24 protein-coding genes and 1 tRNA gene are annotated in these 24,736 nt (G+C 72.7%); 12 read left to right on the top strand and 13 right to left on the bottom strand.

Annotation, left to right across the window (positions count from 1 at the left end; genetic code table 11):
* Positions 1-122: 122 nt before the first annotated feature.
* From RDV84_RS15130 to rsmD, 8 genes are all read right to left on the bottom strand, one after another.
* Positions 123-896, bottom strand: coding sequence for a TMEM43 family protein (locus tag RDV84_RS15130; protein ID WP_309150799.1), 774 nt, complete (start codon positions 894-896; stop codon positions 123-125).
* Positions 893-1,783 carry an MBL fold metallo-hydrolase gene (locus RDV84_RS15125; protein ID WP_078996672.1) on the bottom strand — a complete coding sequence of 297 codons (891 nt, stop codon included), beginning with the start codon at positions 1,781-1,783 and terminating at the stop codon, positions 893-895. Before RDV84_RS15125 ends, RDV84_RS15130 begins: the two co-directional genes overlap by 4 nt.
* 143 nt (positions 1,784-1,926) lie before the next feature.
* The gene (locus tag RDV84_RS15120) at positions 1,927-2,514 is read right to left on the bottom strand and encodes a hypothetical protein (RefSeq protein ID WP_309150798.1); all 588 of its coding nucleotides are present in this window, start codon (positions 2,512-2,514) and stop codon (positions 1,927-1,929) included.
* Between the two features lie 146 nt (positions 2,515-2,660).
* Positions 2,661-4,382, bottom strand: coding sequence for a gamma-glutamyltransferase (gene ggt, locus RDV84_RS15115; protein WP_309150797.1), 1,722 nt, complete (start codon positions 4,380-4,382; stop codon positions 2,661-2,663).
* A gap of 38 nt (positions 4,383-4,420) precedes the next feature.
* Complete coding sequence (locus RDV84_RS15110; protein WP_057948359.1) at positions 4,421-4,669, bottom strand: YfhL family 4Fe-4S dicluster ferredoxin; 249 nt, start codon at positions 4,667-4,669, stop codon at positions 4,421-4,423.
* Positions 4,670-4,925: 256 nt separating this feature from the next.
* Positions 4,926-5,420: a hypothetical protein gene (locus RDV84_RS15105; protein ID WP_057948360.1), complete on the bottom strand. Its 495-nt coding sequence runs from the start codon at positions 5,418-5,420 to the stop codon at positions 4,926-4,928.
* 64 nt (positions 5,421-5,484) lie between these two features.
* Complete coding sequence (gene coaD, locus RDV84_RS15100) at positions 5,485-5,988, bottom strand: pantetheine-phosphate adenylyltransferase (RefSeq protein WP_057948361.1); 504 nt, start codon at positions 5,986-5,988, stop codon at positions 5,485-5,487.
* 174 nt (positions 5,989-6,162) lie between these two features.
* Positions 6,163-6,828, bottom strand: coding sequence for a 16S rRNA (guanine(966)-N(2))-methyltransferase RsmD (gene rsmD / locus RDV84_RS15095; protein ID WP_309150796.1), 666 nt, complete (start codon positions 6,826-6,828; stop codon positions 6,163-6,165).
* Between the two features lie 88 nt (positions 6,829-6,916).
* Between rsmD and ftsY the strand changes: the two genes are divergently transcribed.
* The 5 genes from ftsY to RDV84_RS15070 all read left to right on the top strand — a co-directional run bounded on the left by ftsY (position 6,917) and on the right by RDV84_RS15070 (position 11,709).
* The gene (gene ftsY, locus RDV84_RS15090) at positions 6,917-8,434 is read left to right on the top strand and encodes a signal recognition particle-docking protein FtsY (protein WP_309150795.1); all 1,518 of its coding nucleotides are present in this window, start codon (positions 6,917-6,919) and stop codon (positions 8,432-8,434) included.
* A 10-nt stretch (positions 8,435-8,444) separates the two neighbouring features.
* Positions 8,445-9,749, top strand: coding sequence for a hypothetical protein (locus RDV84_RS15085; protein ID WP_309150794.1), 1,305 nt, complete (start codon positions 8,445-8,447; stop codon positions 9,747-9,749).
* 13 nt (positions 9,750-9,762) lie between these two features.
* Positions 9,763-10,893 (top strand): A/G-specific adenine glycosylase, encoded by a 1,131-nt coding sequence (mutY, locus tag RDV84_RS15080; RefSeq protein WP_309150793.1) that lies wholly within the window; start codon positions 9,763-9,765, stop codon positions 10,891-10,893.
* A 113-nt stretch (positions 10,894-11,006) separates the two neighbouring features.
* On the top strand, positions 11,007-11,276 hold the full coding sequence (locus tag RDV84_RS15075) for an oxidative damage protection protein (protein WP_057948364.1): 270 nt from the start codon (positions 11,007-11,009) through the stop codon (positions 11,274-11,276).
* A gap of 187 nt (positions 11,277-11,463) precedes the next feature.
* Positions 11,464-11,709: a DUF6289 family protein gene (locus RDV84_RS15070; RefSeq protein ID WP_250449585.1), complete on the top strand. Its 246-nt coding sequence runs from the start codon at positions 11,464-11,466 to the stop codon at positions 11,707-11,709.
* 75 nt (positions 11,710-11,784) lie between these two features.
* Here the strand turns inward: RDV84_RS15070 and RDV84_RS15065 are convergent, their stop codons facing one another.
* Positions 11,785-12,291, bottom strand: a complete 507-nt coding sequence (locus RDV84_RS15065) for a GNAT family N-acetyltransferase (RefSeq protein WP_309150792.1) — start codon at positions 12,289-12,291, stop codon at positions 11,785-11,787.
* 71 nt (positions 12,292-12,362) lie between these two features.
* The gene (locus tag RDV84_RS15060) at positions 12,363-12,623 is read right to left on the bottom strand and encodes a YjhX family toxin (protein ID WP_078996679.1); all 261 of its coding nucleotides are present in this window, start codon (positions 12,621-12,623) and stop codon (positions 12,363-12,365) included.
* Positions 12,624-13,094: 471 nt separating this feature from the next.
* On the opposite strand from RDV84_RS15060, the gene RDV84_RS15055 reads away from it, so the two are divergent.
* Positions 13,095-13,319 carry a hypothetical protein gene (locus RDV84_RS15055; protein WP_057948367.1) on the top strand — a complete coding sequence of 75 codons (225 nt, stop codon included), beginning with the start codon at positions 13,095-13,097 and terminating at the stop codon, positions 13,317-13,319.
* A gap of 52 nt (positions 13,320-13,371) precedes the next feature.
* Here the strand turns inward: RDV84_RS15055 and RDV84_RS15050 are convergent, their stop codons facing one another.
* A complete protein-coding gene (locus RDV84_RS15050) occupies positions 13,372-14,493 on the bottom strand; it encodes an acyltransferase family protein (protein ID WP_309150791.1) in 1,122 nt (373 codons plus the stop codon).
* 164 nt (positions 14,494-14,657) lie between these two features.
* Positions 14,658-14,733, bottom strand: a tRNA-Phe gene (locus RDV84_RS15045).
* A 168-nt stretch (positions 14,734-14,901) separates the two neighbouring features.
* Between RDV84_RS15045 and RDV84_RS15040 the strand changes: the two genes are divergently transcribed.
* Together RDV84_RS15040 and RDV84_RS15035 are read left to right on the top strand one after the other, a co-directional pair.
* Positions 14,902-15,384 (top strand): DUF6491 family protein, encoded by a 483-nt coding sequence (locus RDV84_RS15040; protein WP_078996701.1) that lies wholly within the window; start codon positions 14,902-14,904, stop codon positions 15,382-15,384.
* A gap of 430 nt (positions 15,385-15,814) precedes the next feature.
* Positions 15,815-16,168, top strand: a complete 354-nt coding sequence (locus RDV84_RS15035; protein WP_309150790.1) for a hypothetical protein — start codon at positions 15,815-15,817, stop codon at positions 16,166-16,168.
* Between the two features lie 598 nt (positions 16,169-16,766).
* Here the strand turns inward: RDV84_RS15035 and RDV84_RS15030 are convergent.
* Entirely contained in the window at positions 16,767-18,158 is a 1,392-nt protein-coding gene (locus tag RDV84_RS15030) for a S8 family serine peptidase (protein ID WP_309150789.1), read from the bottom strand.
* A 281-nt stretch (positions 18,159-18,439) separates the two neighbouring features.
* Here RDV84_RS15030 and RDV84_RS15025 point away from each other — a divergent pair, with 281 nt between their 5' ends.
* The 4 genes from RDV84_RS15025 to RDV84_RS15010 all read left to right on the top strand — a co-directional run bounded on the left by RDV84_RS15025 (position 18,440) and on the right by RDV84_RS15010 (position 24,612).
* Entirely contained in the window at positions 18,440-19,474 is a 1,035-nt protein-coding gene (locus RDV84_RS15025) for a DUF6689 family protein (protein ID WP_309150788.1), read from the top strand.
* Positions 19,475-19,541: 67 nt separating this feature from the next.
* Positions 19,542-20,474 (top strand): FHA domain-containing protein, encoded by a 933-nt coding sequence (locus RDV84_RS15020; RefSeq protein WP_309150787.1) that lies wholly within the window; start codon positions 19,542-19,544, stop codon positions 20,472-20,474.
* On the top strand, positions 20,471-23,899 hold the full coding sequence (locus tag RDV84_RS15015) for a protein kinase domain-containing protein (RefSeq protein ID WP_309150786.1): 3,429 nt from the start codon (positions 20,471-20,473) through the stop codon (positions 23,897-23,899). The genes RDV84_RS15020 and RDV84_RS15015 overlap by 4 nt, the downstream gene beginning before the upstream one ends.
* Positions 23,896-24,612, top strand: a complete 717-nt coding sequence (locus tag RDV84_RS15010; protein WP_309150785.1) for a sensor histidine kinase — start codon at positions 23,896-23,898, stop codon at positions 24,610-24,612. Before RDV84_RS15015 ends, RDV84_RS15010 begins: the two co-directional genes overlap by 4 nt.
* Positions 24,613-24,736: the final 124 nt, after the last annotated feature.

The raw sequence follows: 24,736 nt of genomic DNA, 5'->3' as shown, positions 1-24,736 counted from the left end.
CGGTCGCGGCTCGCGCCGCTCCTACAGGGGCGATCGGTTCAACGCGGAAGCGTGAGGCAAAATCAAAATGGGTTGCTGCTTTCGCCGCAACCCATTTTGCTCTGCGCTCTACCCCGCCCGCTTCAGGCCGCGCGCCTGCGCCGCCGACCGCGCAACCACACCAACGCGGCCGCCGCGACCGCGACGCCCGCCACCAGCCACGCCCACGACCAGCGCCGGTCCTGCGGCAACTCGCCCAGCACCGTCGCGCTCGGCCGCGCCGGCGCCGCGTTGAGCGCGGCCGCGGCCGCTTCGGGCTTGAGCTGCCACGCGCCCTCGCGCAGTTCCAGCTTGCCTTCCAGGGCCGGCAGGCGCAGTTCGCGCCAGGTCACGCGCAGGTCGCCGATCTGCGGCGCCAGCGGGTTCTCCGAGCTGCCCAGGCCATCGCCCTCGGGCTGGAACGTCGCCGCCAGGTTCGCCGGCAGGCGGCTGAAGTTGGGCCGGAACACGCTCCATTCGCCCAGCGCGCGCAGCACTTCGCTGTCCAGCGGCTTGCCGTCGAGGGTCGCCGACTCCGACCACCAACGCTTGTTCTCCAGCGGCAGGCCGGCGGGATTGACGTGGCCCGGCGCGAACTGCGAGGAATCGATCGGCGCCGAATTCCAGATCCGCTCATAGCCGCCCTGCCCGGCGGCCGGATCGGCGGCGCGCCGCCATTGGTACATCTCCACCCGCCGGTCCAGGCCGAACTGGCGGGTCAGCACGCCGAAATCGCGATCGCGCAGGTTCTTGCCGGCGACCGGCTCGCCGATCGGTTCGCCGCTGTCCTCGTCCTGCGCCGCGGCCGGCAGCGCCGCGCACGCCGACGCCGCGAGCGCGAATGCGAACAACGCGCGCGCCGCGGCGGAGCGATTCATGCCGCCAGCGCCCTGGCCTGCAGTTCGGCGACCTCGTGCGCGGTGCCGAACTTGCCCTTGTCGTCGCGCACCACCTGGGCCAGCGCGCAGCCGGGATCGTGGGTGAAGAACAGATGCACGTTGCGTTCGAGCTTATCGCTGAGGAAGGCGCGCTTCTCGTCGATCAGCAGTTCGGCGTTGCGGTCGTAGCCCATGGTGATCGGCACGTGCACCCACGGCCGCCCGGGAATCAGGTCGGCGCAGAACACCACGCCGCCGTGCGCCTGGCCGTCGAGCGTTTCCGGGCCGACGATCTCGGCCAGCATCAGCCCCGGCGTGTGGCCGTGGCTGTAGTGGAAGCGCACCGTCTCGCCGAGCAGGCGCGAATGCTCGCCCTCGACCAGTTCCAGCCGGCCGGTGGCTTCCAGCAGCGCGGGCAGTTCGGGAATGAAGCTGGCGCGATCGCGCGGATGCGGATGGCGCGCGCGCTCGTAGTGCTCGCGGCCGATCAGGTAATGCGCGTTGGGAAACAGCAGCCGCGCCGCCTCGCCTTCGGCCCACGGCGCCAGCAGGCCGCCGGCGTGATCGAAATGCAGGTGCGAGAGCACCACGACGTCGATGTCCGCGGGCGCGAAACCCGCCTGCGCCAGCGAATCGACCAACACATGGCGCTGCTCGACCACGCCGTAGCGCTCGCGCAGCTTGGGCTCGAAGAACGCGCCGATGCCGGTCTCGAACAACACCGTCTTGCCGGCCAGCGGCGAGGCCAGCAGCGCGCGGCAGGCCAGGTCGATGCGGTTGTGCTCGTCCGGCGGCGCCCACTTGGACCACATCGCGCGCGGCGCGTTGCCGAACATCGCCCCGCCGTCGAGTTTCTGCGAGTTGCCCAGGATCGACCAGAGTTTCATGGCGGCATCGCCCTCGCGGGCGTCGGCTGAGTGGGGTTCGATTTTAGGCGTTGGGGCGTGAAGCGGGAATGGCCGACCGGCGCGGCGGAATCGCGGACGCGGCCGCGTTCGATTTCCGAACCTTTATTGCCGATCCCCTCGCTTCACTGCGGCGTCGCCGCCGTGGCGAAATGGAAAATGAACTCGCCGTCGCGCGGATCGGCCGCGACCACCTTGACCGGCGCCAGCGCGCGCTCGGCGACCAAGGTCGCGGTGCCGCTCGCCGACAGCTTGCTGATCAGTCCGCCGGAGCGGCCGCTGATCTTCACCAGCATTTCCTGGCCCGGCACCAGGGTGACCCGGCCCATCGACGGATCGCTGGTGCGCGGCGTGGCGATGCGGCTGTCCTCGGCGTCGTTGTAGTCGCGCGCGGGCAGCTCGAACAGGTCCTGGCCGCCGGCGCTGACGTCGAAGGTCCACGACGTGCTGCCGCTGGTGCCGTCGTTGACGACTTCGATCTTCTCCAGCGTCAGCACCACCGAATAGCGCGCCGGCGCCTTGGGCTCGGCCGGCTTGACCTCGGGCGCGGGCGCGGCCGGCGCGGCGACGGTGGCGGCCGGCTTCTTGTCCTTGAGCCCGCCGATCTCGCGCACGTTGTTGACCAGCGTGGTCAGGGTCACCAGGAAGGCCACCAGCGCGACCGAGATCGCAGGCACGCGGGTATACCAGCGCTTGTCGTTGTCGTCGCTCACTGCCGTGGTCCCCTGTACGGCCGCGTCCGGGTGCGGCTCATGCGGCGCAATCTACCTTGGGAAGGCGGAATCGGGAATGAGGGGAATCGGTGCGATGCAGGCAAGGCAAGCCGCGCGGCCGCGCGCCTTGCCTGCCTGGCCGCCGCTCACGGCCGGCTCGACAACACGTCCGCCTGCCCGACCGGATTGCGCGGATCGGTGCCGCCGGACAGGGTATTGGCGGCCTTGTCCCACATCACCGTCTGCAGGTTGCCCCAGGTCGATTCGCCGGCGTTGACCTTGTGGCCCATCGCCTGCAGCTTGGCCACGGTATCGGCGTCGAGCGCGCCGGCCTCGGCCGAGATCGCGTCGGGCATCCACTGGTGGTGGATGCGCGGCTGCGCGGCCACCTGCTGCGGCGCCAGGCCGGCGTCGTAGGCCAGCACCGCCAGCATCACCTGGGTGATGATGCGGCTGCCGCCGGGCGCGCCGACCGCGATCACCTTGTCCTTGGATTCCAGGAAGCTCGGCGTCATCGAGCTGAGCATGCGCTTGCCCGGCTCCGGCGCGTTGGCGGCGAAGCCCATCACGCCGAAGGCGTTGGGCGTGCCCGGGCGCAGGGCGAAGTCGTCCATCTCGTTGTTGAGCAGCACGCCGGTGCCGGGCGCGACCATGCCCGAGCCGTACAGCAGGTTCACCGTCTGGGTCGCCGAGACCCGGTTGCCCTGCGCGTCGATGATCGAGAAATGGGTGGTCTCGTCGTCCTCCAACGGCGCCGGTTGGCCCGACAGCAGGTCGCTCGGCGTGGCCTTCTCCGGGTGGATGGTGGCGCGCAGGCCGGCGGCGTAGTCGCGGCTGGTCAGGCGCGCCAGCGGCATCTTCACGAAGTCCGGATCGCCCAGGTAGATGGTGCGGTCGCGATACGCGCGGCGCATCGCCTCGGCGATGATGTGGGTGCGGTGGGCGGGGTCGAGCTTGCTGAGGTCCCAGCCTTCCAGGATCTGCAGGATCTCGGCCATCGCCACGCCGCCCGAGGACGGCGGCGGCGCGGTGACGATGTCCCAGCCGCGGTACTTCAGCCGCAGCGGCTCGCGCTCGACCACCTTATAGCCGGACAGTTCCTCCGGCTTCCACTGCCCGCCTTCCTCCTTCACCGCGGCCAGCAGCTTGGCGCCGACGTCGCCGCGATAGAAACCGTCGTAGCCCTTGGCCGCGAGCAGTTCCAGCGTGCGCGCCAGGTCGGGTTGCTTGAGGATTTCGCCGGCCTTCGGCGGCGAACCGTCGGCGAGGAACACCTCGCGGGTGCCGCGGTAGCGCTCCATCACTTCGCGCCGGCTGCCGTAGCCCTTCTCCAGGCGCGGATACACCTCGAACCCTTCGCGGGCGATGCGGATCGCCGGCGCCAGCGAGGTCTTCAGCGGCAACTTGCCGTACTTCTGCGCCAGGTGCACCAGCGCCGCCGGCAGGCCGGGAATGCCGGCCGACCACGGGCCGTTGGTGGCGCGGTCGCGGTTGAGTTCGCCCTTGGCGTCCAGGTATGCCGCCGGAGTGGCCGCGGCCGGCGCGGTCTCGCGCGCGTCGAGGAACACGTCGCGGCCGGTCTTGGCGTCGTGCAGCAGGAAGAAGCCGCCGCCGCCGATGCCGGAACTGATCGGCTCGACCACCGACAAGGTCGACGACACCGCGATCGCGGCATCGAAGGCGTTGCCGCCCTGGCGCACGATCTCCAGCCCCGCCTGGGTGGACAGCGAATGCGCGCTGGCGATGGCGGTGCCCGGCGGATGCGCGGCGGCCGGCTGGGCCGCCGGCGCGCGCGCCGGCGCGGCCGGCGTCTTGCAGTACGCGGGCGCGGCGATCAGCAGCAACGAAGCCAGCAACCACGGGGACATCAGACCGGCTCGCGGCCGCAGCGCCTTGCGCATCGGGTTCACTCCTGTTGTAGGCGGCGCAGCTTGTCGAGCAACTGCGTTTGCGATTCGACGAATTCGGGATCCGGGTCGATGCATTCGACCGGGCACACCATCACGCACTGCGGTTCGTCGTAATGGCCGACGCATTCGGTGCAGCGCGCCGGATCGATGACATAGATGCTCTCGCCCTGGGCGATGGCCTGATTGGGGCAGGCCGGCTCGCAGACGTCGCAGTTGACGCAGAGTTCGTTGATCTTCAGCGACATGGGCGGTTCGAAGGCGCCGGCACGGCGGCGCGGAGGGATGGCCGGCTCGGACGGCCAGTTTAGGCCGGCGCCGGCCCGGGGCATAGCGCCGGGCCGGGATGCTGCGTGTCGCGGCGGGCCCGACCGGCCTGTCGAAGCGGCTCGGGCCGCTTGCGCGGCGGGCGGCGGGCCCAAAAAAGATTCGGGCCGCGTACGCGGCCCGAATCGGCAAAGCTGGAGCTAACCAGCGGCGCGCCGGAACCGGCGTGGCGCGGGCTTACTTCGCTTCGACGAAGGTGTAGTTCACGCCGGCCGGGGTCACCGCGGCCTTGACCCGCTCGCTGTCGGCGGCGTCGCCGACGAAGATGAACTTCACGCCCTTCATGGTGTTCGGGTCGACCTTCTCGAACGAGGCCACGGCCAGGTCGGCCGACTTGGCCGAGTTCGGCGAACCGAACGCCACCAGGTTGCCTTCCAGCACGCCGCGGCTCATGTCGGCCTGGGCCTTTTCCAGCATGCGGTCGTAGTCGCCCTGGAAGGTCGGCGCTTCCGGCGCCGGCAGGGTGTAGACGTAGGTGCTGCCGGTCACGCCGTCGAGATTGCGCTTGATCACGTCGGTCAGGTACGCGCTCCAGGCGTTCTCGTCGCTGGTCTTGGGCGCCGACAGCGGCGCGGTCTCGGCGGCGGCTTCCTTCTTCTCCTCCTTCTGGCAGGCGGCGACGAACGGCAGCGCCAGGCAGGCGATCAGCAGCAGACGGGAGGAAGTTTTCATCGGTAGGCCCCTTGGGTATCGGTTCGTTGTGGCTTGGGTTGGAATCGGTGTCGCGCCGGCGAGCTCAGGGCTGCCGGCGCTGCCATTCGTCCTGCAGCGCTTGCGCGACCTGCGGCGGCACGAAGCCGGAGACGTCGCCGCCCAGGCGCGCGATCTCGCGCACCAGCGAGGAGGAGATGAAGCCGTATTGCTCGGCCGGCGTCAGGAACAGGGTTTCGACGTCGGGAATCAGGTGGCGGTTCATGCTCGCCAGCTGGAATTCATACTCGAAGTCCGAGACCGCGCGCAGCCCGCGCAGCAGCACCCCGCCGCCGACTTCGGCGACGAAATGCGCGAGCAGGCAGTTGAAGCCGCGCACCTCGACATGGGCGTGGTGGGCGACGGCCTTGCGCGCCAGATCGACCCGGATGTCCAGCGGCAGCGCCGGGCCTTTGCCGGGGCTTTCGGCCACGCCGATGATCATGCGCTCGAACAGAGGAGCGGCGCGGTCGACCAGGTCGATGTGGCCGTTGGTGATCGGGTCGAACGTGCCGGGATAGACGGCGGTGCGCAGGCGGGCCGAGCTCATTCGTGGGGTCGTTCTTCGCGGGAAAGAGCGGGAGGCGGGCAGGCCGCCGCGCCGGATGCGGCGCAGTGTAGCAGCCGTCCGCGCGGCGGGAACCTGCACGGGCGGTCGAATCGGCGCGGCGGATCGGCCTCGGCCGGGCACGGCGGCCGAGGCCGGGCGGCGCCCGGCGCGCGCTCAGCCGGCGCGGCGGTACAGCGCGTAGCGCACCTCGCGGGTGGCGCCCTCGCGGTGCGGCAGCCACGGCGCGGGCAGCGCCAGCGACGCGGCCAGCGGCGCTTCCACGTACAGCCAGGCCGCCGGCGCCAGCCGCGGCGACAGCGCCGGCCACACCGCGTCCCACAATCCGGCAGCGAACGGCGGATCGACGAAGGCCAGGTCGAAACCGGCGCCGCCCTCGCCGGCCGCGCCCGCGGCGACGGGTTGCTGCGCCAGCCACGCCAGCGCATCGGCCTGGACCACCTGCGCGGCCTCGCCGCCGGGCAGGCGCGCGGCCAGCGCGCGCAGCTGCGCGGCCAGGGCCGGATCGCGTTCCACCAGCACCGCGCCGGCGGCGCCGCGCGACAGCGCCTCCAGCCCGAGCGCGCCGCTGCCGGCGAACAGGTCGAGCACGCGCGCGCCGGACAGCATCGGCTGCAGCCAGTTGAACAAGGTCTCGCGGACCCGGTCGGAGGTCGGGCGCAGACCCGGCGCGTCGGCCACGTCCAGACGGGTGCCGCGCCAGCGGCCGCCGATGATGCGGACCTTGCCGGGCTGGCCGCGCGCGGGCGCGCCGCCGGCCTTGCTTTGGGCGGCGTCGGACCGACCCGCGGATCGAGCGCCGGAGCGGCCGCGCTTGGACATGTTCATCTCGGACCGTGGTTCATCGGGGGCGGAGGGAGGCCGGTGCTAGCATGTACGGATTCTCGCGCATGCCCCCATCTTCCGTCTCATGCTCAGTTTTTTCCGCCGCAAGAAGCCCGACGCCGGCAAGCCGTCCGAGCGCGAATACAGCATCGAGGAACTGGCCGCCGCCATTCCCGGCGCGCAGCCGCAGGCGCCGGCCGATGCGCCGGCCCAGGGCGGCGAAGCCGAGGCGGCGGCCGACGCCGCGCCGGCTGCGCAGAACGAGGCCGGTCTCGCCGCGGCAGCCGTTGTCGACATCCCGCCGGTCGAGGCCGCGCTGGTCGACGCTACGCCGGTCGAAGCCGCGCCGGTCGAAGCGCCGCCCGCCGAAGTCCGCCCCGCCGAAGCCCGTTCCGCACCCGCCGCGTTCACGCAGGTCGCGCCGCCGCCCGCCGCTAACCCGCCTGCACCCGCGCCGACTCACGCGCCAGCCGCTGGCGCACCGGCTCCAACCGCACCGGCTCCAATCGCACCCGCCTCCGCCGCGCCGGCCCAGGCCGAACCGCCCAAGCCGGCGGCGCCCACGGTCGTGGCGCCGGCCGCGCTCGCGCCACGGGAAACCGCGCCGGCCACGACCGACCCGGTCGCGCTCGCGCCGGTCGAAACCGCTCCCATCGAGTACGTCGACAAGCCCGCCGCCCCCGCCGGCAAGAGCGGCTGGCGCGAGCGCCTGCGCAACAGCGCGTTCGCCCGCAGCTTCGGCGGCCTGTTCTCGCGCAACCCGCGCCTGGACGACGACCTGCTCGACGAAATCGAAACCGCGCTGATCACCGCCGACGTCGGCGTCACCGCCACCACCGCGCTGGTCGAGAACCTGCGCAAGCGGATGAAGTCGCGCGAGTTCGCCGACGCCAACGCGCTGCTGTCCGCGCTGCGCGCAGACCTCATCGGCATGCTCCAGCCGGTGGCCAAGCCGCTGGCGATCGACACCGACGCAAAACCCTTCGTGGTGCTGACCGTCGGCGTCAACGGCGTCGGCAAGACCACCACCATCGGCAAGTTGGCCAAGCGTTTCCGCGACGAGAACCGGCCGCTGATGCTGGCCGCCGGCGACACCTTCCGCGCCGCCGCGGTCGCGCAGCTGCAGGCCTGGGGCGAACGCAACGGCGTGCCGGTGGTGGCGCAGGGCCAGAACGCCGACGCCGCCTCGGTCGCCTTCGACGCGCTGACCGCGGCCAAGGCGCGCGGCACCCAGGTGCTGATCGCCGACACCGCCGGCCGCCTGCACACCCAGCAGGGGCTGATGGCCGAGCTGGGCAAGATCCGCCGGGTGCTGGCCAAGGTCGATGCGACCGCGCCGCACGAGGTGCTGATGGTCATCGACGGCACCACCGGCCAGAACGCGCTGTCGCAGTTGCGCCAGTTCCACGCCGCGGTCGGCGTCACCGGCCTGGTGGTGACCAAGCTCGACGGCACCGCCAAGGGCGGCGTGGTGTTCGCGCTGGCGCGCGAGTTCGGCATTCCGATCCGCTTCGCCGGCATCGGCGAGCGTCCGGAAGACCTGCGCGTGTTCGACGCCGAAGCCTTCGTCGACGCCCTGCTGCCCGAAGCGCTGGGCGGCTGAGGCGCCGCGCATGGCCGCCGCCGAAACGACGGCGCCGCCCGCACGCCGCTCGCGCAAACGGCTCTGGATCGCCCTGGCGCTGCTGCTGGCCGCGCTGATCGGCCTGCGCTGGGTCTCGCGGCCGAGCCAGGTCGGCTGGATCGTCCTGAGCCAGGCCGGACGCGCGCTCGGCCTGGAGATCAGCGCCAGCGGCGCCAGCGAGTACCGCCTGCGCGGCACGCCGATGCTGGAAGTGCGCGACCTGGTCGCGCGCGTTCCCGGCAGCGACAAGCCGCTGCTGCGCGCCGGCCGCGTCTATCTGGCGGTGCCGTGGACGACGATCCGCGCCGCCGGCGCGTCGCTCGACGTCGAGCGGATCGAACTCGACGCGCCGCAACTGGACATCGGCGAACTCCAGCGCTGGCTGGCGTCGCGTCCGGCTTCGACCGAACCGTTCGACATCCCGCGCCTGAGCCGCGGCGCGCGGGTGCGCGACGGCCGCGTCGCCGCCGCGGGCTGGTCGGTGCAAGGCATCGGCGTGGAGTTCGCCGAACTCGATCCTGACCAACCCGTGCGCGGGCGCCTGCGCGGCCGCGCGCTGGCCGACGGCGTCGAAGTGCCGTTCGATCTGTACGCGACCCTGCAACGCCCCGCCGCCGCGCGCGGCCTCGGCCTGGCCGGCGCGATCGCGGTGCAGGCCAAGGACTGGCGGTTGCCGATGCGCGTGCGCGCCGGCGCGCGCCTGCACGCCGGAGACGACGGCCTCGGCCTGGACGCGCTGCGGCTGGGCGCTGACGCGCGCTATCGCGCTGGTGCAGGTGCGGACTCCACCGACCTGCCGTTCGCGTTCGGCGTGGCCGGCCCGCTGCGCTACCGCGACGGCGAGCTGACCCTGGCGCCGATGGGCGCCGCGCTGCGCGCCGCCGCCGACAGCGCCGTGCCCAACCTCGACGCCGGCGGCCGCTTCGGCTTCGGCCAGTCCTTGGCGCTGCGCTGGCGCGGCCGCATCCATGCCTGGCCGCGGGCCTGGCCGGCGCTGCCGCCGCCGCTGGGGCAATCGGCCGCGCCGCTGGCGTTCCAGCTCGACTACGACGGCAAGGCCGATTTCTCCGACACCGCCGCGCTGCGCGTCCAACGCGAGCAGACCCTGTTCGACGGCCGCTTCCGCCTGCCGCAGATGCTGGCCTGGATCGAAACCAAGGACGGCCCGCCGTTGCCGCCGCTGGCCGGACACCTGAGTACGCCGAAGATCGAGATCTCCGGCGCCACGCTGCAAGGCGTGGAGGTGAGCATCGAAGACGATCCGCCCGCCGCCGCGCCCGCGCCGGCCTCCTGATACCGCAACCGCAATGACCGCCCGTAGCCAAAGCGCCAACGCCCCCGCCCGCTCCCGCCGCAAGCCCGCGACCGCCGCCGCGGCCGCACCGGCCGCCGCCGGCGACGACACCTTCGCCGCGCGCCTGCTGGCCTGGTTCGACGTCAGCGGCCGCCACGACCTGCCCTGGCAGCATCCGCGCTCGCCGTACCGGGTGTGGCTGTCGGAAATCATGCTGCAGCAGACCCAGGTCAAGACCGCCGCGCCCTACTTCGAACGCTTCGTCGCCCGCCTGCCCGACCTGCCGGCGCTGGCCGCGACCGAGCAGGACACCGTGCTCGGCCTGTGGTCGGGCCTGGGCTACTACGCCCGCGCCCGCAACCTGCACGCCGCGGCGAAACTCTGCGTCGAGCGCCACGGCGGCGAACTGCCGCGCGACCTCGACGCGCTGACCGCATTGCCCGGCATCGGCCGCAGCACCGCCGCGGCGATCCTGTCGCAGGCCTGGGGCGACCGCCACGCCATCCTCGACGGCAACGTCAAGCGGGTGCTCGCCCGCTATCACGGCATCGACGGTTTTCCCGGCCTGCCGGCGGTGGAGAAGCAATTGTGGGCGCTGGCCGAATCGCACCTGCCGCCGGCGCGCATGACCGACTACACCCAGGCGCAGATGGACCTGGGCGCGACCGTATGCACCCGCGCCGATCCGGCCTGCATCCTGTGTCCGCTGCAAAACGACTGCGTCGCACGCGTCCACGGCCGCACCGCCGAACTGCCGGTGCCCAAGCCGGGCAAGGCGGTGCCGCAGCGGCATGCGCAGGTGCTGTGGCTGCTCGACCGCGGTGGCCGCGTGCTGCTGCAGCGGCGCCCGCCGACCGGCATCTGGGCGGCGCTGTGGACGCTGCCGCAGCACGAGGACGAAGAGCAGGCCGAGCGCTGGTTCGAAACCCACCTCGACGGCGAATACGCCGACGGCGAAGCGCTGGCGCCGATCGCCCACGCCTTCAGCCACTACAAGCTGGAACTGCAGCCGCGACGCTGGCGCGCGGTCGCCTTGCGCGCGCGGGTCAGCGACAATGACGGCCTGCGCTGGTTCGCGCGCGAGGATCTGGCCGAACTCGGCATTCCCGCGCCGATCCGCAAGCTGATCGAAGCGGCGGGCTGAGCGCGGCGGCCGAGATCGCCCCCTCGCCCGCTCTCGTTTCGCCCGCTCCCGCCTAGCACGCTCTCGCCCAGCCGATCCGCACCGCCACTTTCGCCGCCACACCAGGACTTCCGATGAGCCGCAGCGTTTTCTGCCAGTACCAACAGCGCGAGGCCGAAGGCCTGGATTTCGTCCCCTGGCCCGGCGAGATGGGCAAGCGCATTTTCGCCAACATCGGCAAGGCCGCCTGGGCGGCGTGGCTGGCCCACCAGACCATGCTGATCAACGAGAACCGGCTGTCGCCGATGAATCCCAAGGACCGCGCCTTCCTCGAAACCGAGATGGAAAAGTTCCTGTTCGGCGGCGGCGCCGACAAGCCGGCCGGCTACGTGCCGCAGGCCTGAGCGCGCGAACCGTGGCGGCGCGCTCGCCGCGAAACTGCGACAAGGCTCACATCGCATGCACGCTCGCGTTGCGACGGCTTTCGTGTTGAATCCAGATTCCGGCTCCCGCCGGATGCGCAGGGAAGCGCCGTATCGCCGCAGCCGCGGCCGCGTCGCGCCAGGCGCACCAACACAAGGAAGAGTCCCAATGCACAAGTCGTCCAAGAGCAAGCTCGCCCTGATCGCGTTCGCCGCCGGCATGACCCTGTCGCTGGCCGCCGGCGCGCTGCCGCATCCGAATCCCGGCGAAAGCTACATCCAGACCTACTACAGCGACGCCACCTACACCGAGGTCGTCGGCGAACGCGGCTACGGCGATTGCCTCAACCCGCGCTGGGGCGTGAGCACCCGCTACGTCAGGCTGGTCCGGGTCGTCTGCCCGGTCATGGACTGAGTCCATCGCGACGGCGGACCCGGTCCGTGCCGGGTCCGCCGCGCGCATCGCGGCGCGCTCGCGCCGCGCCGTTCGCTACGCCGCGTCGATGCCGAACGCGGCCGGATAACGCACTTCGCCGGCCTCGCCGCGCAAGCCGCCTGCGGCCAGTTCCAGCGCCATGAACGCCTCGCCGGCGAACGGCGACGCCAGCTTGGCGGCGAGCGCCGCGCTGAAACCGAAGCGCGGGTAGTAGCCCGGATGGCCGAGCACGATCGCCGCTTCGCAGCCCTCGCACGCCAGCCGCGCCAGGCCTTCGCGCACCAGCTCCGAACCCACGCCGGCGCCCTGCCAGTGCGGATGCACCGCCATCGGCGCCAGCGCGACCGCGTCGACTTCGCGCCCGTCGACGCGGGTCGGCAACCGGGTGAACAGGATGTGGCCGACGACTTCGTCGTCCTCCACCGCCACCAACGACAATCGCACCAGGCCATCCGCACGCAAGCGGTCGACCAGATCGGCTTCGTCGGCGCGGCCGAAGGCGGCGCGGTTGAGCGCGTGCGTCTGCGCGCGCTGGGCGTGGGTTTCTTCCTCGATACGCATGGGTTCCTCCTGCGCGGACGGCAGCGGGCCGCAACGGCCGGCATCGAACATGAGCAAGCTCAACATAGTCGTCACCGATTGTCGGGTTGCGGACGCACGCTGCGGCGTCCGAGATGGCTGATGCGGTACGGCTGCCCGTCGTGCGAGCAGATCAGGCCGCGTCGTTTGAGTTTCTTGAACACCGCCACGGTGCAATCCACGAGGCGGAAGCCGTCGCGGTTGTAGCAGTCGACGGCAAGGACGGCCGCGCTGTCGTCGGCGCGGCGATGGTGGATGCAGCCACCCTGAGCCAACGCGTGCAGGACGCGTTGCTCCGATTTGGAAAGGTTCATGTCGCAGGTCGGTTGTAGCCGGAACGAACGCGACGGCGCGCACCCGCTTTGCGCGGATGGCGAACAGACTCGACGCGTTACCCACCTTCACTGAAAGCGAAGGTCAGCGGGTGGCCACAATCTCCGACATGCTTCCCTCTTGGACCGCCGGTCGGCGGGAATACGGGGAAGCGAACCCTAGTTCGGCGCAATGCGCGTGTCAACCGCGCCGGGCAGCCGGGCATCCGTGCGTTCCGGGTCGATTCCAGGCCGATTCCAAGCCGATTCGAAGCCGAATCGGAAGATCGCCCGAGTCCGATCCGCGCCGATCCCGAGCAGGCCCGTACGCGCGCCGCCGGTCGCAGCGACCGCGCCGGCGATGCCGCACAATCCTCGGTCGGCGCCCCGCCCAGGGCCGGGCGCCGCCGCGGCGGACCCGTTACGCCGCGACGCAAGCGCAGTCCAATCGTCCGTTTACCAAGGAGAGAACGAATGAAAGGCTTGTCCGCCCGATCCACCCTGCTGTTCGTCGCCGTCGCCGCGTTCGGCTTCTCGGCGTCGGTCTACGCCGCGTGCCAGGACCGCTGGTGTACCAAGAACTACAACCAATGCCGGCTGGAGGCGCGCGCCGACGGCGTCATGACCGACGCCGAGTTCCAGAAGTGCTTCCAGGAATGGAGCGACTGCCTGCTCGCCAACGGTTGCCAGGCGCCGTAAGCGCACCGCCCGGGCTTGCGCGCAGGCGCGGGCCCGGGCCCGCGCAGCGAGTTCAGCGCGGCGCGACGGACGCTCCGTCGCCGGCCGCGCCGCTGCGGCGGCCGGCCAGCCAACGCCGGCCGGGTTCCTCGATCCAGCGATGACTGCAGTACGAGAGCGCGAGCACCGCGGCGATGAAGGCCGGGAAGAACCAGCGGTCGGCGTAGGCGAGCGGCTGGCCGCTGTGCAGCGTCCACAGGTGCAGCGCCAGCATCAGCGGGAAATGGACCAGGTAGATCGAATACGACATCTCGCCCAGCCGCACCATCGGCCGCAGCCGCAACGCCGCGCGGACCGCGCCGCTGCGCACCACGCTCAGGATCAGCACCGGAAACGCGAGATAGCAGGTCAGCAGATCGCCCGCGTTCGACCACGCATCGCTCGACAGATACCAATAGACGCCGGCCATCGCGGCCAATGCCAGCAGATCCCACGGCCAGCGTACGCGGGCCCCGGCCTGCGGCGCGGGCTCGCCCAGCGCACGATGCAACCGGTGCAGGACCACGCCGAGGAAGAAGCCCGCGGCCGTGCGCACCACGTCGTTGTCGATCCAGCCCAGCGCCTTGCTGGCGTTGATCACCCCGCGCACCGCCATCGTCGCCAACGCCGCCGCCAACACCGCCCAGACCAAACCGCGCGCGATCTTCGCCGGCGCGGCGATGATCGCCAGGAACGCCAGATTGACCAGGAACTCGGTCGAAATCGACCACGACGGCGCGTTGAACGAGAACCCTTGCTGCAGGCCCGAACTGTTCAACAGCAGCAGGTTGAGCGCGAAGTGATAACCGTCGTTGGCGGCATAGACGAACGGCGGCTGGCCGAGCGCGGCCAATCGCCACTGCATCGCCGCGACCGCGCACAGCGTCAACAAATGCAGCGGATAGATGCGGGCCAGGCGCGCGCGCAGATTGGCGCCGAACCGCTGAGCGCGACCGTCGACCCAGAACGCGCGCGCCAGCACGAAGCCCGACAGCACGAAGAAGAAATCCACCATCAGCAGGCCGCGCCCGTAGAACGGGGCCAACACCGCGGCCAACGGCGCGACGTGATAGGTGTGGACGTAATGCCAGCAGATCACGCCCAGAGCCGCGATCGCGCGCAACGCGTCCAATTCGTGATAACGCGTGTCCTTCACCTGCCAGCCTCGCCTTCTGCGCGCCCGCCGATCGCGGCCGGACGCGCGGTGCCTGCGAAAACGCCGGCGCCGGGCCTGCGCCCGACGCGTGGCCGTCGCGCGCCGTACCCCGCGCGCGCCCAAAAACAGAGGGCCTGGCATCGCTGCCAAGCCCTTCTCGTAAATGGTGGCCGGGGAGGGAATCGAACCCCCGACACGGGGATTTTCAATCCCCTGCTCTACCAACTGAGCTACCCGGCCATTTCACGGGCAACCCGTGAGAGAGGCGGCATGATACGGACGGATGCCGCCGATGGCAAGCCTCCCTTGCGCTGAACGATGCCGGCCGGCGATGCGCCCGCCGCGCGCGCCAAGCGCATGATGCGGGCGTACTCCCATCGGCGCCGATGCCGCCATAAGGAAACGCCCATGAAACGCCCGACTGTAGCGATCCCGCGCGGCCGCGCCGCGCGGTTGTTGGCCGCCTGCCTGGCGGTCGCCGCGTTGGCCGGCTGCGCCAGCGCCGGCCCCAAGCTCGACGACGCCCAACGCCTGGCGCTGTACCGGCAGCATGCCGGCGCGCCGGTCGACAGCTTCCAGTACTTCGGCCGCATCGACGGCTGGACGCCGCTCGGCGACAGCGCGCTCGGCCTGTGGACCAAGCCCAGCCAGGCCTACCTGCTGGAACTGCGCGGCAGCTGCCCGGGCCTCGACTTCGCCCAGGCGATCACGGTGACCAACCAGATGGGCCGCGTGCACCAGCGCTTCGACAAGGTCGTGGTGCTCGACCGGCAATCGATCAAGATGCCCTGCTTCATCGACCGCATCCTGCCGCTCGACGTCAAGGCGTTGAAACAGGCGCAGCACGACCTGCGTTCGGCCGGGACCATGCCGGAAGAATCCAAGCCTTGAGCTCGGCGATGCGCGGTCTCCTGGACCGCGCATCGCGCCCCCTGCCCGCGCGCCGGGCCGGCGGCGTTGCCTGCGCGGCGCTTGCGCCGGGCGCGACGCCGGATCGCCTCGGCCTCCCCGGGCCGGCCCGTTGCGCATTCGCCGCGTGACGCTTGTCAGAAAATTCCTACACGGCGCCGCGCCGTCGGCCTACTGCGCCGGGCCGGGCGGCAGGCGCAATCTGTGCGGGCCCCGGCAGCACGGCCATGCGACGACACGGACGCCGCTCAGCAATGGAACGAGGCCGCCGCCTTGAGCAAGCGCACCTGCGGAGCCTGGGGCTACTGATTACAGAAGTTGGGGAAGCGGTAATGCACTGCGAACAGGATGTTGCACCGGCGGCCCGGACGGCCGGCCGGTTGCCCCCGCAGGGAATGCGCGGGGCGAGTGCATGAAGGCGGCGAATTGGGTCCAGGACACGTTCCGCGCGCTGCCACGCTATCTCTTCGTACTGACCGCCGTCTCGGCGCTGGCGTTGTTGGCCCGAGCGGCGGTTCCTTCTTTCTCGCGCGCGTCCGCCGCGGACTCCGAATCCCTCGTCTCCGAACTGCGCGGACAAACCCGCGAGCTCGTTGCGCCTGCCGCCGCCCCGGCCGCGGCGCGGACGATCGCGGCCGCCGCCTCCGGCTCCAGACTCGTCGCCCAGGCGCGCCTGCCCGAGCCGGTGCGCTCCCGCTCGCCTACGCCCGCGCACCGCTACTCCCCCGTCGAATCGCAGCTCAAGCGCACTCGCGGCGCCGACTGAGGCAACGCTCGCCTTGCGCGTGCTTCAGCGCGACGCATTCCCTCATTGCGCCCGGTGCGCGATGCAGTCGCGCCGATGCATTCCAGTGGTTTCGCGTCGCCACGGCATCGTCGCCCCAATCGCCCGTTTCGTCGCCTGCCGCACGCGGCTCGCGGCTCGCGGCTCGCGGCTCGCGGCTCGCGGCTCGCGGCTCGCGGCTCGCGGCTCGCGGCTCGCGGCTCGCGGCTCGCGGCTCGCACACTATGTGCCCGCCTGGCCGCTATGCAAGCCTCACCGATCCGATCCGATCCGATCCGATCCGATCCGATCCGATCCGATCCGCATCGACCTTATGTCGCCGCGCCGCAAGGCCGATGCCCTCAACTTCGCCATCCTCGCGTCCTGCGCGTCCTGGACGCGGCGGATAAAAAAAACGGATGCCCGAAACTTTCCCGGGCATCCGCTCATGACAATCGTTCAACGACTCGCTGGAGAGAGCGCCCGCAACGCCGGGGACGCGGCGCTGCGGGCGAAGTACGGACGGGGTTCGCCACCCGTCCGAACCCGGTGACGGCGCGGCCGCGTCGGCGTGGCGCCGCGCGAGGCCCGGCCGGATCGATCAATAGGCGTTGGCGACCCCCACCGCTTCATAGGCGTCGACATGGCCGCTGCCGACTTCGAAACGCTGCCGGCCCGGCATCGGGTTGGCGGTCTGGCTGAGGATCTGCTTGACCTCCAGCGGCTGCAGCGACGGCTTGGCTTCCAGCAGCAGGGCGACGATGCCGGCGACGTGCGGCGTGGCCATCGAGGTGCCGCTCATGTGGGTGTAGAACAGTGCGCGCGCGCCGAGCGCGGCGTCCTGCTGCGCGGCGAGCAGCGGCAGCGCGCCGGTCAGCGCGCGGGTGGACACGATGTCCACGCCGGTGGCGACCAGGGTCGGCTCGTTGACGTAGGTCCAGGCCTGCCCGTCGGGCATGGTGAAGCCGCCGCTCTCGCCCGGATTGCCGCGCGAGGAGAAGTCGGCGAGCGTGCCGTCCTTGTTGCCGGCGCCGACCGAGATCACCCACGGCGCCTGCGCGTAGGGATTGTGGGTGTTGGCGTTGGGGCCGTCGTTGCCGGCGGCGAACACGCTGACGATGCCGTTCTTGTAGGCCTCGTAGCTGGCCAGGTTGACCGGGTCGGTCGGGTCGAACGCGCCGGAGGTGCCCCAGGAGTTGGAGATCACCCGGATCGGCGAGGCGAAGCTGTTCTTGTGCGAGATCGCGTAGTCGTAACCGCCGACCGCGTCGAGGATCGAGATCACCGCGCCGGAGCCGTAGCCGACCAGCGCCGCGCCGGTGGCCACGCCGCGGTACAGGCCGGCGGACTGCGCGCCGCTGCCGCCGACGGTGCCGGCGCAGTGGGTGCCGTGGCCGGAGCTGATGTCGGTGTTGAGCTGGTTCTCCAGCACCGTCACCGGCAGGAAATCCAGCAGCGAATGCAGGTTGGTCAGCGCCTGCACGTTCTGCACCACGCGCTGGCCGTACTTGAGGTCGGCGTGGGTGGCGTCGATGCCCGAGTCGTTGATCATCACCGCCACGCCGCGGCCGGTGAACGGCACGGTGCGGCCGAAGTCGCCGGGATTGGCCTGGACCCGGTTGACCCCGGACAGTTCGCGCGCTTCCTGGTTGTAGTAGCGCAGCGGTTTGTTGAGGTGGATCGACAGCACGTCGCCGCGTTGCGACAGCGCGCGGATCTGCGCCGGCGTCGCCAGCGCGCCGGCGATCGGCAGCGCGCGCATGCTCACGCCCTTGTCGATGCCGAGCAGCTTCAGCGCCTGCACCTGGGCCGCGCGCAGCGGGCCGGGCTGGTTGTAGGCGACCACCACCTCGAGCGGCGCGGTGTCCGCGGCGCCGGCCAGGGCGCGCTCGAGCGCGGCGTCGAGGCGGGCGGCGGCGAGGCTGACGCCGCTGGCGGCCATGCCCAGGGCCAGTGCGGTCAGTTTTACCAAGGTGCGGCGATTGCGTTGCATGTCGTGCGGACTCCCTGCGTTCCCCGACGACCGGGTGGCCCACCTTGGCCCGGCGCGCGGGCGCGGCGACATCCGGGAGACCGCCCAGTCCGCATGAGGGAAAACCCCTACAGACCGGCGACCGGACGCACAGTAGGCTCGGATCGGCGTCGCCTCGCGCCGGCTACGGCGGGCCGGCGGCCGGTTCATGCGGACCCGACGGGTTCCGGGTTACCGTCGCGACGGCCAGGCCGCCGCGGCCCGGCGAGGCCAATTCGCGACGTACAGGGGACGACACCGACATGCGCCATACCGATTCGATCCCGACCGGCTCGCTCCTTGCCGGCTCGCTCGCTGCTTGCTCGATCACTGCCGGCTCGATCACTGCCGGCTCGATCCCCGCCCGCTCACTCCCTACCGCGTCCAACCCGACCGACCCGGCCGCGGCCGAATCGCCGCCGCGCGCCGCGCGCCGCATCCTGCCGCGGCTGGCCGCCTGGGTCGCCGCCGCCGGATTGCTGTTCGGCAGCGGCGCCGCCGCGGCCCAGATTCCGTTGCCGGTGACCGTGGCCGCCAACGGCAACCACGCCGAGGCGACCGTGCGCCTGCCGTTCCTGCCCGGCTGGCCCGGCCCGGTGGTGGCCGAACTGCTGCTCGACTTCGAAGACGCCAGCGGGCTCAGCCCGGCCGCGCTCGGCGTCTCGGCCAAGACCGTGAGCCTGTACGACCCGAACCTGATCGCGCGCCTGCCCGACACCGACCTCACCACCCTGCCGGGCAGCCTGCCGATGTTGGTGACGGTGCAGCCGCCGCTGTCGGGCGGCCTCAAGTTCAAGGGCAGCGGCCGGGTCGAGATCCACACCCACTGGCTGCCCTACGCCGCCGGCACCCGCCTGCGCCTGTTCAAGGCACCGCTGGGCGGCGCGTTCTACGACGTCACCGACGAGATCGCCGCCGGCAGCGTGCGCGCGCGCGGCACCTACGGCGGCTTCTCGCAGTTCCTGATCCTCGCCGACGCGCGCCCGACCCCGCTGGTGATCGCCTCCAAACTGCAGCGCCTGCGCGACCGCGTCGACCTGCTGCCGGCGGCCGAGCAGCCCGGCTTCGACGCCCTGCTCGACGACGTCGAGACCGCGCTGGCGCTGGCGACGCCCGACTACGCCGCCGCGCTCGCCGCCGCCGACGCCGTGCGCACGCGCGCGCAAACCCGCGCCGGCACCTACATCGACAACGAATGGCGGGCCACGCGCACGCACCGCAACGACGCCGGCGAACTCGCCGCCGGCGCGGCGACCCTGCGCTTCAGCGTCGCCTACCTGCGCGACTACGGTCCCTGAGCGCGCCGCGGCGCCCGCCCCGCGCCGGCATCGACGCGGGCGCGGGCGTTCCAAGTAAGATGCGGCCATGCCGGCGCGCCTGATCGTTTACCCGCCCGAAGCCGCAGCCATCAGCCGATGGATCCCCGCCGGTTCGCGCTTGCGCATCGGCCGCGATCCCGCGTGCGAGTTGCGCATCGACCACCCCTCCGTCTCGCGCCAGCACGCCGAGCTGACCCACGGCGCGGACGGCTGGCGGCTGCTCGATAGCGGCAGCAAGAACGGTTCGCACGTCGACGGCATCCAGGTCGCCCAGGCGGTGCTCGAGCGCAGCGAAGCCTGGCTGCGCTTCGGCGATGTGCTGTGCGAGTTCTCGCTGCACGACGAGGCCGAGGCCCAGGCCTGGCAGGAGCGCGAGCGCGAGCGCCGCGCGCTGTCGCAGGCGTGGACCCGGCGGCTGGAGGTCGGCGCGGCGCCGCCGGCCGAGGCCGCGATGGCGGGCGACTTCGACGACGACGCCGCGGCCGCCGACCTGCCCGGCGACATCCTGCGCGGCGTGGTCGAACTGGCCGGCTGCAGCCGCGGCTTCCTGCTGCTGGCCCAGGGCGAGGACTTCCTGGTCCAGGCCAGCTTGTCGCTGGAGCACGAGGACCTCAACGCGCGCGCCTTTTCCGGCAGCGTCGGCGCGGTCCAGCGCAGCCTGCGCGAACGCCAGCCGGTGGTGGTGAACTGGATCGACGACGACCCGTGGCTGGCGCAGCGCTCCTCGGTGGTCACCGGCGGCCTGCAAAGCCTGGTGTGCCTGCCGCTGCTGCACGCCGGCCGGGTCCTGGGCGCGGTCTACGCCGACCGCCGCGGCGCCGGCGAGGCGATCAGCCAGTTCGACATGGAACTGCTCGCCGCCTTCGCCGACAGCGCCGCGCTGTGGCTGCTGGCGCAGCGCGCCTTCGAGGCGCTGCAGCCGCCGGCCGCGCCGCTGCGCTGGACCCGGGTGCTGGGCGCGCAGGCCACATCCTCGTGAGCGACACCACCGCGACCGGCCTGCACGCGGGCCGCGGCCTCGCGCCCGGCAGCCTGCTGGCCGGACGCTTCCGGATCGAGGCCATGCTCGGCCTGGGCGGCATGGGCGAGGTCTATCGCGCGCTCGACACCACGTTGGGCATCCAGGTCGCGCTCAAGCTGCTGCGCCCGGAACTGGCCGCGCGTAGCGACGCGTTCGAACGCTTCCGCCAGGAGTTGCTGACCGCGCGCCAGGTGTCGAGTCCGCGCGTGGTGCGCATCCACGACCTGTTCCGCCACGAAGGCCAGTGGCTGATCGGCATGGACTGGATCGACGGCGAGGCGCTGGACCGGCGCCTGGATCGCGACGGCGCGCTGCCGGTCGACGATGCCGCGCGCATCGCCCGGCAGATCGCCGAGGGCCTGGCCGCGGCGCATGCGCGCGGCGTGATCCATCGCGATCTCAAGCCGGCCAACGTGCTGCTCGACCGCAACGGCGATGCGCTGATCGCCGACTTCGGCGTGGCCCGCTCGCTGGCCGGCAGCGGCCTGACCCAGACCGGCGCGATCGTCGGCACGCCCGATTACCTTTCGCCCGAACAAGCGCGCGGCGAAGGCGCCGACGCGCGCAGCGACCTGTACGCGCTGGGCCTGATCCTGCACGAAATGCTCAGCGCGCAGATGCCGTTCGCCGGCGGCACCGCCAGCGAAGTGCTGGCCCAGCGCATGCTGCGCACGCCGCCGCCGGTGAGCCGGCTGCGCGCGGACGCGCCGGCCTGGCTGGTGCGGCTGACCGACCGCCTGCTGCGCCCGCAGCCGGCGCATCGCTTGCCCGACGCCGAAGCGGTGATCGCGGCGATCGACCGCCGCCACGTGCCGCGCGACTGGCGCCCGCGGCGGCGCGCCTGGATCGGCGTGGGCGTCGCCGCGACGCTCGCCGCGGCCGCCGCCGGCGCGTGGTGGCTGCGGCTCGCGCCCGTCGCGGTTTCGGCCCAGGCGACGACGCCGGCCGCCGCACCGCTGCAGCGGCTGCTGGTCGCGCCGCTGCAAGCCGCCGGCGACGACACCGAACGCCGCTACCAGCGCGCGCTCGCCGCCGCCCTGCGCCAGGCGCTGGCGGCGCGCGGCGTGGCGATGGTCGACGACGAGCGCAGCCAGCAGGCGCTGCGCCAGCTCGATCCCAGCGGCGCCGCGCCGCCGGCCGCGCAGCAAGCGGCACGGCTCGCCCGCGCCGAGCGCACGCTCGGTTTCGCGCTGGCGCGCGAAGGCGCGCAGTGGCGCCTGCGCGCGCGGCTGCAGGCCGGCGCCGGCGCCGCGCGCGAGTTCGCCGCGCAAGGCGCGACGCCGACCCAGGCGCTGGACGCGCTGCTGGACGCCGCGCCGCTGCGCGACGCGCTCGCTGTCGCGCCCGCTTCCGCCGCGACGTCGGCCGCGCCCTCGCACCGAACGTCGGCCGCCAGCGCACCCGAGCCGCCCGCCGCGCTGGAAAGCTACGGCGCCGGCCTCATCGCCCGCGACGACGGCGACCTCGCCGCCGCCGCGGCCCCGCTGGCACGCGCCACCGCGGCCGCGCCCGGCTTCGCCGCCGGCTGGCTGGCGCTGGGCGAGGCGCGCAACGCCGCCGGCGACGCCGACGGCGCCTATGCCGCGTTCGAAAGCGGCGAACGCGCGGCGAGCGCGACAGCGGCCGAAAACGCCGTGGCGGACGGCGCCGTCAAGGACGCCGCCGCGAACGACGCCACAGCGGACGGCGCCGCATTTCGCCGCCGCTTCGCCGCCGAACGCGCGATCCTCGACGGCGACGCCGCGGCCGCCGCGGCTTACTGGCGCGAGCGCGCCCAGGCCGCCGGCGACGACACCTACGCGCAACTGGCGCTGGCGCGCGCGCTCGGCGCCGGCGGCGACGCGCCCGCGGCGATCGCGCAACTGCGCGCGCTGGCCACGCGCGACCCCGACGACCCGCGCGCCTGGTTCGAATTGGGCAAGTTCTCGATCCTGCACGGCCAGGCGCAGCCGGCCGTCGACGATTACCTGGTGCGCGCGCTGGTCCAGTACAAGCGCGGCGGCAACCGCTACGGCGAGGCCGAGACCCAGAACGCGCTCGGCATCGGCTACGCCCGCCTGGGCCAGAACGACCACGCCCTGGCCCAGTACCGCAGCGCGGTCGAACTGCGCCGCGCGGTCGGCAACCGGCGCGGGCTGGCGACCAGCCTGCGCAACCTCGGCAACGTGTTGGCGCTGACCGGCCGCTTCGACGAAGCCGCGCGCAGCCTCGGCGACGCGCGCGGACTCTACGCCGCGCTCGACGACCGCCACGGCCTGGCCGCGGTCGAGAACGAACTCGGCCTGCTCGCCGAGGAACGCGGCGACTACCCCGCCGCGCTGGCCGCGTTCCGGCGCGCGCTGGCGGCCTGGCAGCAGGCCGGCGACGCCGCCGGCACCGCCCAGGCGCTCAACGACATCGGCTTCGCCCATTACCAGCTCGGCGCCTACGACGACGCCCAGGCTTACCTGGTGCAGTCGCGCGAGGCCTACGCCAAGCTCGGCGACGAGACCGGCCGGGTGCGCACCGCGCAGAACCTCGGCCTGCTCGCCGCCGCGCGCGGGCAGTGGCCGCAGGCGCGCGAACTGCTGCAGTCCTCGCTCGACGCGGCGCTGGCCGCGCAGATGATGGAAGAAGCCGCGGTGGCGCGGCGCAACCTCGGCGAACTGGAACTGATGCAGGGCCGGATCGGCCCGGCGCTGGCGCAACTCGATGCCGCGCAGGCGCTGTTCGCCCAGCGCGAAGACGCGCGCGGGCAGGCCGATGTCGGGCTGCTGCGCGCGCAGGCGCTGGCCGCCGCGCACGCCGCCGCGCAGGCGCGCGCCACGCTCGACGCGCTGGCGCCGCAACTGGCCCAGGCGTCGTCCGAACAACGCGGCATCGCCGGCCTGCTGCGCGCGCAGCTCGACCGCGCCGGCGGCGACCGCAACGGCGAGCGCGCCGCGCTGGCCCAGGCCCGCCACGAAGCCGGGCGCTCCGGCGTGCGCCTGCTGCAGTTGCAGGTCGCGCTGCAGGCCGCCGAGGCCGACGGCCGCTTCGAACCGGCGCTGCAACGCGCCATCGATGCGCTCGGCCACGCCGGCCTGCGCCTGCAGGCCGCCGGCGCGCGCATGCGCCTGGCGCTGGCCGCCGGCGACGCCGACGCGGCGCTGCGCGCGTATCGCGACGCGCAGCCGCTGCTGCGCCGCGGCGATCGTCTCGACGCGGCGGCGCTGCACGCGCTGGCCGCGCAGGCGCAGCGCGCGCGCAGCCTCGATCCGGCCGCCAGCGACGCGCGCGCGCTGGCCGAGCGGCAGCGCTTGCGCGAGCAACTGCCGCCGGCCCTGCGCGCCGGCTACGACCCCGCCCGCGCCCAGGCCGGCAACGCCACCGAAACCGGCGCGCGCCGCGAGCCCGTGCGATGAGCGATCCCTCCGACCTGCGCACGCTCTACCAGGAACTGCTGCAACGGCTGCAGCGCAACGAACGCGAGTTCCGCCGCCTCGGCCGCGCGGTGTGGCGGGTGCAGGAAGACGAACGCCGCCGCATCGCCCGCGACCTGCACGACGGCGTCGGCCAGAACCTCACCGCGCTCAAGCTGCGCCTGCACGACATCCAATCCGCGCTGGAACCGCGGCAGGACGCGCTGCGCGAGGGGCTGGCCCAGGCCCTGGCGCTGTGCGCCGACACCCTGGAAGACACCCGCGAACTCTCGCGCCTGCTGCGCCCGCCGATCCTCGACGACCTCGGCCTGGAAGCGGCGCTGCGCTGGCTCGCGCGCAGCCACGACGGCCGCGACGGCGCGCGGGTCGAACTGGAACTGGGCGCGCTGCCCGAACTCGACGGCGAACTGCAGACCGTGCTGTTCCGCACCGCCCAGGAAGCGCTGGCCAACGCCGCGCGCCACGCCCAGGCGCGGCGGGTGCGGATCGGCCTGCACTGCCGCGGCGACGAGCTGCACCTGGACGTGCGCGACGACGGCCGCGGCTGCGATCCGGTCGCGGCCCTGGCCAGCGGCGGCAACGGCCTGGGCGGCATGCGCGAGCGCCTGCGCCTGTACGGCGGCCGCCTGGAAATCGCCAGCGCGCCCGGCGCGGGCCTGCGCCTGAGCGCGCGCCTGCCGCTCGACTACGCCTGATACCGCTGCGGGCACCGCCGTCGTCGCCCGCTCGCTGCGGCAGGCCGTCCGCACCGCCCCGTAACGCAGTACGCCTGCAGCCGACTACCCCCACAGGCACGCTCTGCGCGTCCGCGCCGACACC

This window comes from Lysobacter yananisis (assembly GCF_031199375.1).
GTDB classification, from domain to species: domain Bacteria; phylum Pseudomonadota; class Gammaproteobacteria; order Xanthomonadales; family Xanthomonadaceae; genus Lysobacter; species Lysobacter yananisis.
This window is presented reverse-complemented; position numbering and strand designations above follow the sequence as displayed.

Coding starts and splice junctions, on each gene's coding strand:
- RDV84_RS15065 (WP_309150792.1), bottom strand. CDS start 12,291: ATGCGTATCGAGGAAGAAACCCACGCCCAGCGCGCGCAGACGCACGCG.
- RDV84_RS15010 (WP_309150785.1), top strand. CDS start 23,896: ATGAGCGATCCCTCCGACCTGCGCACGCTCTACCAGGAACTGCTGCAA.
- rsmD (WP_309150796.1), bottom strand. CDS start 6,828: ATGTCCAAGCGCGGCCGCTCCGGCGCTCGATCCGCGGGTCGGTCCGAC.
- ggt (WP_309150797.1), bottom strand. CDS start 4,382: ATGTCCCCGTGGTTGCTGGCTTCGTTGCTGCTGATCGCCGCGCCCGCG.
- RDV84_RS15020 (WP_309150787.1), top strand. CDS start 19,542: ATGCCGGCGCGCCTGATCGTTTACCCGCCCGAAGCCGCAGCCATCAGC.
- RDV84_RS15060 (WP_078996679.1), bottom strand. CDS start 12,623: ATGAACCTTTCCAAATCGGAGCAACGCGTCCTGCACGCGTTGGCTCAG.
- RDV84_RS15040 (WP_078996701.1), top strand. CDS start 14,902: ATGAAACGCCCGACTGTAGCGATCCCGCGCGGCCGCGCCGCGCGGTTG.
- RDV84_RS15025 (WP_309150788.1), top strand. CDS start 18,440: ATGCGCCATACCGATTCGATCCCGACCGGCTCGCTCCTTGCCGGCTCG.
- RDV84_RS15070 (WP_250449585.1), top strand. CDS start 11,464: ATGCACAAGTCGTCCAAGAGCAAGCTCGCCCTGATCGCGTTCGCCGCC.
- RDV84_RS15035 (WP_309150790.1), top strand. CDS start 15,815: ATGAAGGCGGCGAATTGGGTCCAGGACACGTTCCGCGCGCTGCCACGC.
- RDV84_RS15085 (WP_309150794.1), top strand. CDS start 8,445: ATGGCCGCCGCCGAAACGACGGCGCCGCCCGCACGCCGCTCGCGCAAA.
- RDV84_RS15075 (WP_057948364.1), top strand. CDS start 11,007: ATGAGCCGCAGCGTTTTCTGCCAGTACCAACAGCGCGAGGCCGAAGGC.
- RDV84_RS15105 (WP_057948360.1), bottom strand. CDS start 5,420: ATGAAAACTTCCTCCCGTCTGCTGCTGATCGCCTGCCTGGCGCTGCCG.
- RDV84_RS15125 (WP_078996672.1), bottom strand. CDS start 1,783: ATGAAACTCTGGTCGATCCTGGGCAACTCGCAGAAACTCGACGGCGGG.
- mutY (WP_309150793.1), top strand. CDS start 9,763: ATGACCGCCCGTAGCCAAAGCGCCAACGCCCCCGCCCGCTCCCGCCGC.
- ftsY (WP_309150795.1), top strand. CDS start 6,917: ATGCTCAGTTTTTTCCGCCGCAAGAAGCCCGACGCCGGCAAGCCGTCC.
- RDV84_RS15030 (WP_309150789.1), bottom strand. CDS start 18,158: ATGCAACGCAATCGCCGCACCTTGGTAAAACTGACCGCACTGGCCCTG.
- RDV84_RS15110 (WP_057948359.1), bottom strand. CDS start 4,669: ATGTCGCTGAAGATCAACGAACTCTGCGTCAACTGCGACGTCTGCGAG.
- RDV84_RS15055 (WP_057948367.1), top strand. CDS start 13,095: ATGAAAGGCTTGTCCGCCCGATCCACCCTGCTGTTCGTCGCCGTCGCC.
- coaD (WP_057948361.1), bottom strand. CDS start 5,988: ATGAGCTCGGCCCGCCTGCGCACCGCCGTCTATCCCGGCACGTTCGAC.
- RDV84_RS15130 (WP_309150799.1), bottom strand. CDS start 896: ATGAATCGCTCCGCCGCGGCGCGCGCGTTGTTCGCATTCGCGCTCGCG.